The organism is Parabacteroides sp. AM58-2XD (assembly GCF_003463685.1).
GTDB lineage: Bacteria > Bacteroidota > Bacteroidia > Bacteroidales > Tannerellaceae > Parabacteroides > Parabacteroides segnis.
This window is the reverse complement of the sequence record NZ_QSDP01000064.1, coordinates 21,020-35,274: the sequence shown is the minus strand read 5'-3', so window position 1 is coordinate 35,274 and position 14,255 is coordinate 21,020. Positions and strand designations below refer to the sequence as shown.

10 protein-coding genes and 2 pseudogenes are annotated in these 14,255 nt (G+C 40.3%); 7 read left to right on the top strand and 5 right to left on the bottom strand.

The features are described 5' to 3' along the window. Positions 1-690 precede the first annotated feature (690 nt). The 3 genes from wecB to DXA15_RS15770 all read right to left on the bottom strand — a co-directional run bounded on the left by wecB (position 691) and on the right by DXA15_RS15770 (position 5,106). Entirely contained in the window at positions 691-1,839 is a 1,149-nt protein-coding gene (wecB, locus tag DXA15_RS15780; protein WP_128134639.1) for a non-hydrolyzing UDP-N-acetylglucosamine 2-epimerase, read from the bottom strand. Positions 1,840-1,849: 10 nt separating this feature from the next. Then, complete coding sequence (gene wecC / locus DXA15_RS15775) at positions 1,850-3,058, bottom strand: UDP-N-acetyl-D-mannosamine dehydrogenase (RefSeq protein WP_128134638.1); 1,209 nt, start codon at positions 3,056-3,058, stop codon at positions 1,850-1,852. A gap of 110 nt (positions 3,059-3,168) precedes the next feature. Beyond that, positions 3,169-5,106 (bottom strand): nucleoside-diphosphate sugar epimerase/dehydratase, encoded by a 1,938-nt coding sequence (locus tag DXA15_RS15770; RefSeq protein WP_128134637.1) that lies wholly within the window; start codon positions 5,104-5,106, stop codon positions 3,169-3,171. Between the two features lie 667 nt (positions 5,107-5,773). Here DXA15_RS15770 and DXA15_RS15765 point away from each other — a divergent pair. Then, positions 5,774-6,028 (top strand): annotated as a pseudogene (locus DXA15_RS15765) (GNVR domain-containing protein); the annotation flags it as partial. Positions 6,029-6,053: 25 nt separating this feature from the next. Here DXA15_RS15765 and DXA15_RS15760 read toward each other — a convergent pair. Beyond that, positions 6,054-8,891, bottom strand: a complete 2,838-nt coding sequence (locus DXA15_RS15760; protein ID WP_199676332.1) for a bifunctional fucokinase/fucose-1-phosphate guanylyltransferase — start codon at positions 8,889-8,891, stop codon at positions 6,054-6,056. A gap of 279 nt (positions 8,892-9,170) precedes the next feature. Here DXA15_RS15760 and DXA15_RS15755 point away from each other — a divergent pair. The 5 genes and pseudogenes from DXA15_RS15755 (at position 9,171) to DXA15_RS15735 (ending at position 13,309) form a co-directional block, all read left to right on the top strand. Then, positions 9,171-9,772 (top strand): annotated as a pseudogene (locus tag DXA15_RS15755) (master DNA invertase Mpi family serine-type recombinase). Between the two features lie 618 nt (positions 9,773-10,390). Next, positions 10,391-10,852, top strand: coding sequence for a nucleoside-diphosphate kinase (ndk, locus tag DXA15_RS15750; protein WP_128134635.1), 462 nt, complete (start codon positions 10,391-10,393; stop codon positions 10,850-10,852). A 284-nt stretch (positions 10,853-11,136) separates the two neighbouring features. Then, the gene (locus DXA15_RS15745) at positions 11,137-11,646 is read left to right on the top strand and encodes a DUF4494 domain-containing protein (RefSeq protein ID WP_128134634.1); all 510 of its coding nucleotides are present in this window, start codon (positions 11,137-11,139) and stop codon (positions 11,644-11,646) included. Next, the gene (locus tag DXA15_RS15740; protein WP_007657822.1) at positions 11,643-12,311 is read left to right on the top strand and encodes a YggS family pyridoxal phosphate-dependent enzyme; all 669 of its coding nucleotides are present in this window, start codon (positions 11,643-11,645) and stop codon (positions 12,309-12,311) included. The genes DXA15_RS15745 and DXA15_RS15740 overlap by 4 nt, the downstream gene beginning before the upstream one ends. Positions 12,312-12,331: 20 nt before the next feature. Continuing rightward, complete coding sequence (locus DXA15_RS15735) at positions 12,332-13,309, top strand: dihydroorotate dehydrogenase-like protein (protein WP_128134633.1); 978 nt, start codon at positions 12,332-12,334, stop codon at positions 13,307-13,309. Positions 13,310-13,366: 57 nt separating this feature from the next. Here the strand turns inward: DXA15_RS15735 and DXA15_RS15730 are convergent, their stop codons facing one another. Then, entirely contained in the window at positions 13,367-13,693 is a 327-nt protein-coding gene (locus tag DXA15_RS15730) for a cupin domain-containing protein (protein WP_128134632.1), read from the bottom strand. 170 nt (positions 13,694-13,863) lie between these two features. On the opposite strand from DXA15_RS15730, the gene DXA15_RS15725 reads away from it, so the two are divergent. Further along, a complete protein-coding gene (locus tag DXA15_RS15725) occupies positions 13,864-14,229 on the top strand; it encodes a MarR family winged helix-turn-helix transcriptional regulator (RefSeq protein WP_010800092.1) in 366 nt (121 codons plus the stop codon). Positions 14,230-14,255: the final 26 nt, after the last annotated feature.

Below are 14,255 nucleotides of genomic sequence, written 5' to 3'. Positions count from 1 at the left end.
AGTGTTTCAACATCTATTCCACATTCTTTATAAAAATTGACTATATTTTATATTGTAAGTGAAACTAATTTAATCAGATAAACCAAGAGGAATCACAACATTTTCCTACATAACGCTTTACCCATATTAAATCAGCATTAGAAACTATTAATAAATCTTCCATAAACATTTAGACTTAAGTCCTATAATTCGAACATAGCTCTTAATTAAGGTCCTGGATAGTTAGCATCCAATTTTGACATACCTCATAGTGAAAGCCATTGGGAAACATTCCTCTTAAAAAATTCAAAAGCTGGATTTGTTTTTAACGTTTATCAACAGCAATCTCAATGATTATCGGCAGCAAGTTCTCATAATCTTTACAACCTTTAATCACTTCACGGAAAAATTCTTCAAATATTAAAGGACGGCTATGCCGTTAGCACGACAAATGGATATTAATGTATAATAGGAAGCAAACACATTCGCCATCCGGTTACTTCCAAAGAACAACGAGCCATTCTGCTCACCTGCAAGGAGGCGTCTGATTCCCAAAGTTCTTCAGCTAATTGCCAACCTTATCCATCAGTACACTTCGGGGGAGAGTACTCCTCCGAAGTGGGGACATTTACAAGACTGTGCATACGACTCTGGACTTCCTTCGTATGCAGGAAGTTCCTCTGACAAATTATCTCTTCCGCATACTGAACTTTATAAGAAAGATATTATTCTTCCGCATGCCATTCCATCCCCATAAGGATTCACAGCCTTACTCATTTCCTCATAACGCACTTTATCACCCAACAAAGCAGAAACCTCATTTACAATCTTATCATAATCTGTTCCTACCAATTTCACCGTACCAGCTTCTAAAGCTTCCGGACGTTCTGTTGTATCACGCATCACAAGTACAGGCTTACCAAGTCCTGGAGCCTCTTCTTGAATGCCACCACTATCAGTCAAGACAATAGTCGATTTCTCCATTAAATAAACAAAAGAAAGATATTCCAAAGGCTCAATGAAAAACATATTCCCCAAATTGGACAAATCTTCGCCAAACACTTCATGAATAGGTTTACGAACATTGGGATTTAGATGCATCGGATAAACAAAGTCAACATCCGGATATCGCTTTGTAAGAGTCTGAATAGCCTTACACATAGAAATAAATCCGTCACCGAAATTCTCACGCCGATGTCCTGTTATCAAAACCAATTTCTTTCCCCCCTGCAAACGATTAACATCATAACCGGAAGTACGCAAAATTCCTTCCAACTCTCCATCAAGTTTCTCATCTTTCTTTATCTTATCTATAACCATGTAGAGCGCATCTATCACCGTATTACCAGTTACGATAATAGAAGTGGCTTTTACTCCTTCATTCAACAGATTCTGCTTGCTTAACGGCGTTGGAGAAAAATGGTAAGTGGCAATACGACCTGTTATCAACCTATTCATCTCTTCTGGCCAAGGACTATAAATATCATGAGTACGAAGCCCTGCTTCTACATGGCCTACAGGAATCTGTTGATAGAAAGCAGCCAAAGCCGAAGCGGTAGATGTAGTTGTATCACCATGAACCAAAACAACATCCGGTTGCGCATCCTTCAACACATCACGCATACCCGTCAAAACACGGGCTGTCACGCCGTATAAATCCTGCCCCTGTTTCATTATGTTCAAATCATAATCCGGAGTGATTTCAAATATACGCAATACCTGATCAAGCATCTCACGATGCTGCCCAGTGACACATACGATTGTTTTGAACTCTTGGGGATATTTCTGAAATTCCTTTACTAAAGGAGCCATTTTTATAGCTTCGGGACGAGTTCCGAAAACCAACATTACTTTCTTCATGCTACAACGATTAATCATTTTTATAGATTCCGCAAAAGTCAAGAATTACCTTCCGGTCATTATAAGGCAAAGTTTTAAATACCGAATGGGCAACCAGAAAAACGACTATGTCCGCTTTCTCATAAGCCTCTTTATAATCTGTAAGTTTAAATACATTATGTGTTTGCACATTAGGCTCTACAACCAATATATCCGCATTGTTACAACTTTGCATCACTTTCGTAGTGATATATTTAGCAGGCGCTTCACGCAAATCATCAATATCAGGTTTGAAAGCCAATCCCATCATGGCAACAGAGGGTTTGCGATGATGTTCCAACTCAAATTTAAGCATAGCATTTTGTACTTTTTCAGCACACCAGAATGCTTTATAATTATTGATTTCTCGAGCAGTGGATATTATCTTGGATTCCATAGGGAATTCTGCCGTGATGAAATAAGGATCTACTGCAATACAATGGCCTCCCACACCGCATCCAGGTTGAAGGATATTCACACGAGGATGTTTGTTCGCCAAACTTATCAACTCCCAGACATTGATTCCCGCCTTATCACAAATCAGAGAAAGCTCATTAGCAAAGGCTATCTGCACATCACGAGAAGAATTCTCAGTCAGCTTACACATTTCCGCCGTTTTAGCATTTGTCTTGTGCAGGGTTCCTTTGACAAACTGGCTATAAAACCCGATCGCTTTCTCCGTCGACTCAGGGTTGATCCCACCAATGACACGATCGTTATGGACCAGTTCATAAATGACATTTCCCGGTAATACACGTTCCGGACAATAAGCTATATAGATTTTATCTCTTAACTCCGGACGCAACTCAAAAATCAGCTCCGCCATCTTATCTGTAGTTCCCACTGGTGATGTAGATTCTATAACATATAAATCCCCCTCTTTCAACAAAGGAATCACGGCACGTGTAGCAGCCTCCACATAAGAAACATCGGGTTCATGATTTCCCTTGAAAGGAGTAGGCACAACCATGAAATAGGCATCACTCACTTCCGGAGTAGTAGAAGCCTTCAACTGACCAGAGGCCACAACTTCTTGGAGCATCTCCTCCATGCCCGGCTCAATGATATGTAACTTTCCTTGATTAGTTTTCTTTACAATCTCAGAATTAATATCTACTCCCAAAATTTGAATACCGTATTTGGCAGCAATAATTGCTGTGGGAAGACCAATATAGCCTAACCCCATAAAACATGCTTTCATTCTATTTTTCTATTAAAAATAAGTCTCAAACCAAGCCATAATACAGCTTGAATGCGACATATTAAAGTTATATGAATTATCAACAAACCTATTTATTCAAAACAATCCACTTAATCCAAACTCTCAAACTGTGAATTACGGCTCTTAAACTCCGGGACGAAAGCTTTCATTTCTTTCACCATTTCTATTATATCTACACTTCTGGATTTATTTTCTATACTATCCAAATATTGCTTGACTATGTTATATTCGTATTCACGGACAGTCGCCACACGAATCTTCCGATGTGGTGTCTCCTTCGTATTTTCCTTATGACTCAAAAGTTCCTCATACAATTTCTCACCTGGACGTAATCCTGTATACTCTATCTCAATATCCTTTCCAACCTTCATACCTGAAAGTTCTATCATTCGCTGAGCTAAATCAGCAATCTTCACAGGTTGTCCCATATCAAATACAAAGATCTCTCCTCCATTCCCCATCGTACCAGCTTCCAAAACCAATCGACATGCCTCGGGAATAGTCATAAAATAACGAATTATTTCTGGATGAGTTACCGTTACTGGTCCTCCGTTATTAATCTGTTCACGGAAACGAGGTATGACAGAACCATTACTTCCCAAAACATTGCCAAAACGGGTCGTTATAAATTTTGTGCTACCTTGTACTTCACCTTTTATAATAGCCAAACTCAAGCTCTGTACATAAATTTCAGCCAAACGCTTGCTGCACCCCATAATATTAGTTGGATTCACTGCTTTATCCGTACTAATCATTACAAACTTTTCAACACCGTACTTTACGGCTGCGTCTGCAACCAACCGAGTCCCGTAAACATTCACCCGTACAGCTTCACAAGGATTCTCTTCCATCAACGGTACATGTTTATAAGCTGCTGCATGAAATACAATATGAGGATGCCAATTGCGAAAAACATAATCCAACCGGTCTCCATTTCGAACATCTCCTATCACAGGTACAAAATTCAAGTTAGGAAATTTATCTTCCAACTCTAAACGCAAATTATGCATCGGAGTTTCAGCCGAATCAAAACAAATCAACTTACAAATAGGGAAATGCGCTAACTGTCGACAAATCTCACTGCCAATACTTCCTGCAGCACCTGTTACCAGTATCACTTTATTTTCAAGTAAGCAAGCGATCTCCTGCATGTTGATCTGAATTTCTTCACGTCCTAACAAGTCTTCAATCTTTATATCACGGATAGAACGTTTTACCGCACCGTTATGGACCTCCTCCATCTCTGGAACTACCAAAGTGTGCAAAGAGATCTGTTCACAAAAGCGGATCAACCGATCTTTTTCTTGTTGTATAGTTTTGAGATTGGGAAAAAGTATACCGTCTAAAGAATTTCTGTTTACTAGCCGCAAAAGATCTTCGCGGGAAGCTATCTGATACACTGGCAATTCTGCTATACGGAAATTCCTTTTCTGTTTATTGAAAGTGAGAAAACCGGTAATACTGTAATCTTGCATAAAGATATGCCTTGTTGCTGTTGAAGCAATCATAACACTCTCATCTCCCGTTCCATAAACCAATACTTGTTTCCGCTTTTTCCCAAGCTGCAACAAAGCCATATTATATATGTTTATAATAAAAATACGGAATGTTACCAGCATTAGCATTGTAAGGACACAATCGATAAATAATCCGACCAGATAGACTTTCGGAGTAAACGAGGCTTTCAGAACCAGGAGTAATATACATAAAACCACCGATTTCAATATAGCCACTCCCCAAATTCTCCATAAACCACGTAAAGTAGAATGACGGATCACACCGTGATAGACCTTAAAAGTAAAGAAAGCAATCAAACTTCCGACCAAAGAGGCAAAACCTCCTTTTAAAATATCTTCCTGAGTATAGGAAACCCCTAGAAAGGACAATAGTCCTAATACACCTATTAATGAAACACTTAAAGATATGATCAGGTCAAAGCTGAAAATGATCCATCCATTGATATATCTCATTTTGGTAAAACGAGAGAAAAGGCGCTGTAAGCCCACGTAATGATTATTCATTTCCATTGGAAGAGTATAAATAAAATTAGTTTTGGAATTTTCCGAAAGACATAGGTATAGCTAATAACAGCTTTCGATCAGCCATTACCAGAACCTGCGGATTAACAAGATCAGAGAACAAGGAATAGATCACCAGAAAGGTGATTATCAAAAGATAGGACATTAATACTAGTTTATTTTTTACACAAAAAAGTTCGTCAGTCACATAGCTGCAACGACGACCCTGATAAAAAAATGATCCTTTTTAACCGCCGCAAAAGTATGCATTAATTTTTGAACAAACAAAATACAAAAAAATCATTAACCCTTGCCTAACATGGTATAATGAAAAACCTAACACTTAAAATTAACACAAAAAAACTACTTTGTAAAGGTGATAAAGAGAATCATTATTAGCAACTTTTTCCAATATTCACACAAAAAGTCCAGAACCCGCATATATCATAGTATACAGACTTACAGAGACATACGGTATATAAATCAAATATTAAATCAGCCCCAATAAAAACATGCCATGTCATAAAACAATTCATTTAACCATTCAAGAAGGCAGACCTGATTAGCTAAAACAAATTATTCTCTATTCATTACTTATTTAATATTTTTTACCAATCGGCTGTTATCTTGCGATTTACAGAAAAACACATTTCGGAGAAGAACTGAAAATTATGGTTACCGGACAGAGTTAGAACGGTTGAAAAATGAGATGACACTGACATTCAATGTCTATAATACATTAGCACAAAAACAGGTACAGGATAAATTACGGGTACAGGAACAAACACCGGTCTATACCATTATAGAACCGGCTTCCGTCCCCTTGAAAGCTTCAGCACCCAAAAAAGTACTGATCCTCATCGGTTGTATTTTTCTTGACCTGATAGCAATAAGCGGATATGTACTGATCAGAGACAGGCAAATATTCTGATCAGTACATATTCTTGTAGTCGGAATTACGACCGGCTGATCTGCAACCCCTTATCGGAAAGGCTCATCTCAACGAAACGGGCATTCGGATTATGCGGCGAAGCAGTCAGTTGCCTGCGTATTTGCAAGGCCGCATCCGGATCCTTGGCAACGATATACAGATAACCGCCTCCACCTGCTCCGGGTAATTTATATCCCAAGGCATACTCTTTAATCTGGGTGATAAGTGCCTCTACTGCCGGAGGATTTGTTCCGGAATCGAGAGCTTTCTTTTGTTCCCAGGTCTTTGCGATAAGTTTGCCGTAGGTTTCAAAATTACCGCACTGGATGGCTTCAAACATATCCAGAGCATGTGTTTTCATTTCTGCGAGCAGACGGAGATGGGTAGCACTGTTCAGGAACATCCCCTGCACGATCTCAGCCAGGATATTTTTTGCCGTACGGGTTATACCGGTATAATAAAGTAAATGACAGCCCTGATATTGCGGGTCTGTAAACAAATATTCCGGCAACCAGCGCACGGAAGGATTCTGGTTGAATCCCTCTCCCGTTTGTAAAAGTTTCAGCCCGTGCAATACCCCGCCATACTGATCCTGCCAGCCTCCGCCGGTTGTCAGCAATTGTTCCAGTATCAATGTACGGTATCCAATCTTACTTTTATCCCAGGCCAGACCGCAAAAATCAGAGATTGCACCCAGAACCGTTGCTGCCAGAATAGAACTGGTACCAAGTCCGGAACCGGCAGGAATAGCCGCCAGTAAAGTTACCTCCAACCCGCAACCGAAATTCTTCAACTGATCTTCCAGCGAAGGATAATGCTCTGCTGAAAATTCCGGGACAAAGCCGGCAAGTGCTAACGCTGCTTTCGGTATAGAGAAAGGAGAACCGATCTTTTTATAATCATGCAATTCATCCCAGGTTGAAACAACCTCCATAGCCCCCAGGTCTATGGAACGCAAAATAATTTTATATTCTTTCGATGGCTTGACATATACTTGCAACGGCGGCTGGCCATTCAGTTCGATGGCTACATTAACCACGTTTCCACCGGCATACATACAGTAAGGAGGTGTGTCAGTCCATCCGCCAGCCAGGTCGATACGTACCGGACTACGTCCCCAGACAATCTGATCGCGATAGACATTCAGGAAAGGAGATTGTTTTTCACGGGAAACAGACCCGATCAGTCCTTCTCTCAACAATGAAAAAGCATCCTGTTGTTCCTCTTCATAAGGTTTCCCTTCCAGTTGCAATACACGAGCCCGGAACATCCGGTTATGTATTCGTTTCATTAAAGGAGCTTCAGAGGAAAGCACCTCAGGTAAAGCCAAATTTCCACCTGCAAATTCACGTGCAGCATCAGCAAGGTCCAACTGATAAAAGACACTTTTCTTGTGATTGGCAGCCAGCATCGGCCAATTGGCATAACGGAACTTTTCACGCTGGGCAAACAACCGATCCAGATTCGCACAATCAGATAACTCATTCGCTGACATTTTCCGGGAAGTTTCCCATATCTTACGGCCATTTTCCAGTCCGGGTTCGGAAACCATCCAGCGTATTACCAGTCCTAATTCGTCCGTATTCTTACAAACCGGGAACAACGGGGCATTCTGTAAATCATCAAAAGGTTCGAATGTTACTCCCCTATCCTTTCCCCATTGAATGACAGGACATCCCATGAAAAGCGTTTTCTCATCGTCAGATGCTCCTTTAAACGGATCATTAAAACCATAAGGACGTGCTGCCCAGTCTTGCTCACCGACCGGAACGACATCGATACAAACACCGGACGGCAAATCCAATTCCCAGTTATTTACCGGGACACCGGTAATTATATGGCGGTTATCCAGTTTCCAATTCTTTCCTATATAACTGTTTTCAATCCATAACTCAGAGTTCTCGGCTGTCAGCGTCAGATCGATAGCTGCATTCTGCACGAACATGGCCGGATGAGGTTTAACCTTCCGGTGCATAATTGCTCGCTGGTCACGTACCAGATTCTGAACGGCAAGCGTAGAAGAGATCAGTTCACGACTCGTGCCATAATGGTAAAACTCTCCTCCTTCCAATGGTAAAATAGCCACACTTAACTGATTCAGTTCAGTATCGGCAATACGGGGATGTTCTCCCAATGCCAGCCCAAATTCAGAATACAGATCATAAGATTTCATAGTCTTCCCGTCGGCTGTATAAGAATGTTTCATCAGCAACTCCATTGCCCGGTCGCTAAGTAACCAAACCCCTATATCCATCAGGAAAAGATGTGTCTGTGCCAACTTCCCCAAATCATCCAAAGAAGGCTTCTGAAGCATAAAGTCCAGTTTATCGGGCGTCTGCCGGTCCGACACAAACACACCATGATTAGTAGCCAGGGCAGGATCGACCCACAATCCGTAACAAACAACATCCACATCCGGAATATCCTGTAACGGCTCACTGTTCCTTATATACACATCGCCACTGGCAATCAGGGTATGGAGTGAATCCGGCGCTTTATGCATGATCTCCTCATATAAGGGAAGTTGCAGGGATAGCAGATTTTGTGATAACTTTTGCCCTCTTGCCCATCTGAAAACAGGTATCGGAGTCAAAATCTTTCCCGACGGGGCATATCCGGGTAACCGCCGGCTTTGACCTCCGGCATGCAACAAAATTCTTTTTTCTTTTGCCAGCCATTCCTTTACGGGTATTTGCGGTGCTTCATTTTGCCGGCATGCTTCGATCAACCAGGTTGTACCACCGCCGGAACCAAGCCGTGCCCCTACCGGGTCGGAAATACAAAACCATTCATCCACATTTACTTTCGCTATCTTGTGGAAACTATTCACCAAATTGGGCGGTAACGATAATAATTTCTTCATATTTATATATGTATCAGGAAACGATGAAATCATTCCTGCCTAGTTATTCTAATCTTTATCACAAAAGTAGTTTTTCCTTCCATTACGATCACACGTAAGTTAAATTTTAATTTAATTTCACCATTCAATATGCTATTGGTTTAAATTATTATATTCATATTTGTAGTGAAAAGCAACTTACATATCCAGTTGACGATAAAAAACGTTGGTTTTTACTAATCACCCCCTATCATTTAGTTTTCTAACGTATCTTTAGTTATTCATTTAATATTCAATTGTATGATATACGGTTATGTAAGAGTCAGTACTGATAAGCAGAGTACTGAAAATCAGCGATTTGAAATTGAAAAGTTCGCAAAAGCCAAAAGCATGCGTATTGATCGCTGGGTAGAAGAAACAATCAGTGGAACAACAGATGTTGCAGAACGGCAACTAGGTCGGTTAATCAAGCAGATCCGTAAGGGAGACATCTTGGTTACAACCGAGTTATCCCGTTTAGGACGTAACCTGATGCAGGTTATGAGCTTCCTCCATCAATGCATGGAGAGAGACATTTTCGTGATAACGGTAAAAGAACGCTATGAGTTGGGAAACAACATCAACAGCAAAATCCTGGCCTTTGCTTTCAGCCTGAGTGCGAGATAGAACGTAACCTGATTTCCCAACGTACGAAAGAAGCGTTGGCACGAAAGAAAAAAGAAGGGACAAAACTAGGCCGTCCCAAAGGGGGAAAGTCAGAACAGTACAAACTGTCCGGTAAAGAAAATCAAATCCGCAAACTTCTGGAGGAAAAGAAAACCAGATTGTATATCAGTAAGAAGTTAGGAGTAAACAGACAAACTTTAAGGGATTTCATGAGGATGAACCCCGAATTGGACTGATTATAGAAATATTAAGTTTTTTGTCGCCCGAAGAACATGTATCCAAATTGTTAAACAATGCAATCCAGGTGAATAAAATCTAAGCTAAATTGTTTATTTATAGTTGTTTGTTCTAAATACAGAGGAAAACTTCGTATTGAAGTTCCTACTATTAATACTGTTTGTGTTCTGATGGAATATTTTATCCGCAATTACACACTCATTATTAGACTATTAGACACAATTATCAATCAACAAAAAATTAATTTTTAATGATTCACGTATCAGAAGCAAATAACAGGTCATCTTCGGACAAGACTGATATTTTTTTGAGTATAAAAAAGAGATTGTAAAAATTACACCAAGAGAAAAAATTCAAGGAATAAAATGACATGGATATGAGCATTTAAGTTAAAAGCAAAGGAGTTATTCTATAGCGCAGCAAGGGATAGAAAGAACAAAGACTCCAACATTCTACTTTAGTAAAAAATTATTTGTGTATTGAGAAAACTCCATTTTTTCATTTCACTTTTACACATTATTATACTATAAATTAACTAATAGTGAATAAATATACTATCTTTGGGATAAATTGCGCTAGTAGAAATATTCGTTGAACCTTATAAAAAAGAAAAGAGTATGGAAAGAACACTTGTAATATTAAAACCATGCACCATCCAGCGAGGTCTGATTGGTGAAATAATTGCCCGTTTTGAAAAAAAAGGATTGATACTGGAAGGCATGAAAATGACCTGGTTGACGGATGAAATTTTAAGCGAACATTACGCTCACCTGAAAGAAAGATCTTTTTTTCAAAGGGTTAAAGACGCAATGGCTGTATGCCCTGTGATCGTTTGTTGCTGGAAAGGAGTCGATGCGGTAAATGTAGTGCGTACGCTGGCCGGAGCAACCAATGGAAGAAATGCCGCCCCGGGAACCATCCGCGGAGACTACAGCATGAGTGTACAGGAAAATATCGTACATGCCTCCGATTCACCGGAAACAGCCGCAATCGAATTGAAAAGATTTTTCAATGAGGATGAATTATTTAGTTATGAGACAAAAAACCTGCTCAGTCTTTATGCGAACGATGAATTCTGAGAGATAAAGTAAACAAAAAGCCGGAAAAGAGAAATCATAGACTCTTTTACGGCTTTTTTATTTCTACTATATCATCCTATCCTCACGAACCGGATGAACAACCTCATTACTAATCTAAAAATCTAATACCATGAAAAACACACTACATTATATAAACAAGCCCATTCTATGAAATGTTCCGAAAAAATAAAGAAATTACTTGCAGTTGTATTATTCCCGAATTGGACCTATATTTGTACTGTATTTTAAACATGAGTACAGACAAAAAATTAAAAGAAAACAATATGCACAGTTGGTTTGAATGTAAAGTCTCCTTTGAAAAAGTACTGGAGAACGGAATGCAAAAGAAAGTAACAGAACCTTATCTGGTCGACGCCCTCTCTTTCACAGAAGCGGAAGCCCGTATCATCGAAGAAATACGCCCGTTCATATCCGGCGAATTTACTGTTACTGACATCAAACGTGCCCGTCTTTCAGAATTGTTCTTCAATGAAAACGGCGACCGTTTCTACAAGATTAAAGTATATTTCATCACACTCGATGAAAAAAGCGGCGCTGAAAAGAAAACGGCTGCACAGATGCTTGCACAGGCTTGCACACTGAAAGAAGCCATCGCCGTACTGGAAGAAGGCATGAAAGGCACCATGGCCGATTACACAATCGCTTCGGTTACAGAAACCATGCTGATGGACGTATTCCCTTTCTCCGTCAATGATGACAAAACGCCCAAATCAGGAGAAGAGCTGATTGCCGAACAAAAAAAACAGGCTGAGGACAAAGTACAGGAAGTATGAGTATCTCCCAGAACATAGTACAGTTAAAGGCATCGCTACCGGCAAACGTCACATTGGTAGCCGTGTCCAAGTTTCATCCGGCAGAAGCATTGATGGAGGCCTACAATGCAGGCCAGCGTGTCTTTGGCGAAAGCAGGGCACAGGAGCTGACGGCTAAACAAAAAGTACTACCGGGTGATATCGAATGGCATTTTATCGGTCCGTTGCAAAGCAATAAAGTAAAAGATATTGCGCCATTTATCCATACAATCCATAGCATCGACTCGCTGAAATTATTACAGGAAGTAAATAAACAAGCCGCAAAAAACAACCGTATAATCCGTGTATTGCTGGAGATACATGTTGCTCAGGAAGAGACCAAACACGGACTGAGTCCTGACGAGTGCCGTGAGCTTCTGCAAAACGAACAACTTGCCGAACTAGGCAATATTCAGATATGCGGATTGATGGGAATGGCGACCTATACCGATGACATTGCGCTCATCGAACAGGAATTTCACATCTTACATGAACTTTTCAGCGAATTAAAAGCTATATATTTCATAGGAAATGATAATTTTGCAGTACTATCTATGGGAATGAGCCACGATTATCCGGTTGCCATTCGCCAGGGTAGCACCATGATACGGGTTGGAACCAGTATTTTCGGCGAACGCGAGTACTAACACATTAAATTGAATCTGACATGATTGACATTAAAACCCAATATGCGGGACTAACACTTCGTAATCCGTTAATTGTAGGAAGTTCAGGTCTGACAAACAACCCTGAGCGAAACAAGGAATTCGAAAAGGCAGGTGCCGGAGCGATTGTTCTCAAATCTCTTTTTGAAGAACAAATTGAAATGCAGAGCGATTCGCTTATGCAGGATTCAGACTATCCGGAAGCTGCCGATTATATCCGCGGTTATGTAAAAGCAAACCAGATAAACAACTATCTGGAACTGATAAAAAAGACAAAAGAACAGTGTACCATTCCTATCATTGCCAGCATCAACTGTTACAAGTCTGATGTCTGGATTGATTTTGCCCGCCAGATAGAACTGGCAGGAGCCGACGCACTGGAACTGAATGTCTATTTTCTTGAAACAAGTCTGGAATACAATCCCGACGAGATTCGTGACCTTTACGTCAACATCATCCGAAAAGTAAAGGAAACGGTTTCAATACCCGTTATCATGAAAATCGGGAAGAACGTCGGAAACATTCCGGCACTGGTTAATACACTAAAGGTTAACGGGGCAGATGGCGTAGTGATGTTCAACCGCTTTTACCAGCCGGACATCGACATCAACAATATGCAGATAGTATCGGGCAACGTATTCAGCAACCACTCCGACCTGAGCGACACAATCCGCTGGACAGCAATCATTTCAGGCAAGGTTCCAGGAATAAGCATCGCTTCGTCGACCGGTATCCACGATTGGGAAGACGTTATCAAATGCCTGTTGGCTGGAGCTTCTGCCGTACAGATGTGCAGCGCATTATATACTCATGGCGGCGAAATCATCTCACAGGTGCTTACCTGTATTGAAGAATGGATGCACCAGACACATTATCAGAATCTGGCACAATTCCAGGGTAAACTGAATTATGCCAATATCCCGGATCCGGCCATGTATGAACGTTCACAGTTCATGAAATACTTCTCAAACAGAGACTAAAAAACAAATCTGATAAAACAAAAAAGAGACAGGGTTCCGGCCTTGTCTCTTTTTTGTTTATTCCTTAATCATTGTCAGAAGCATTTTAAACCGTTGCACCGCTGTTAAAGCATGCGGTACATTGGCAGGAAGCACCAACGACTCCCCTGCTTTCATCCGGGAATGATTTCCATCGACAACGATTTCCATTTCACCTTCCAGTATTTGTACCAAAGCATCAAAAGGTGCGGTATGTTCACTCAGTCCTTCCCCCTTATCAAAAGAAAACAGGGTAATGTTACCAGCTGCACTTTTCACGATTTGTTTGCTGACAACCCCACCCGCTGAATAATCAACCAAACTGCTTAAATCGACTACAACTCCTTTTTGAAATAATTTTTCCATATCTTTTCTATTTACTGGTTTATAATAATCCATTCTGTTTTTCTTAAAACAACGGATGAAAAACATTTGTTCTTAATTTTCCTTCAACAAGCCGGATAAAATATTTTCCACTAAACAATATCAATATTAAAAATATTATCTATCTTTGTTGCATCAATAAAGAATACGACATGGAAGCAATCTGCGTAATCAAAGACATATACAAAACATTATATCAGTTTGAAAAGGCTTTTTCAGACGTTCACGAAATTACAATCAACGAAGCAATGCTGCTTTGCTGCCTGAAAGACAACCAGCCCAAATCAGCAGGCACCATCTGTGAATATATCGGATTATCGAACTCACGTGTATCCAAAGTAATCACTTCCGTTGAGAACAAAGGCTTTATCGACCGTACGATGAGTAAGGAAGATAAACGGCAGATGTTTTTTTCTCTTACCCCGAAAGGAAAGGAAAAAGTACAGAAAATGATGAATGCCGAATTACGTTTCGACGGCCTGTTCGGAAAGCTGCAACAATGTATGGAAAAAGGATAATCCCTTTTTTTGCCTATTTATTTTCC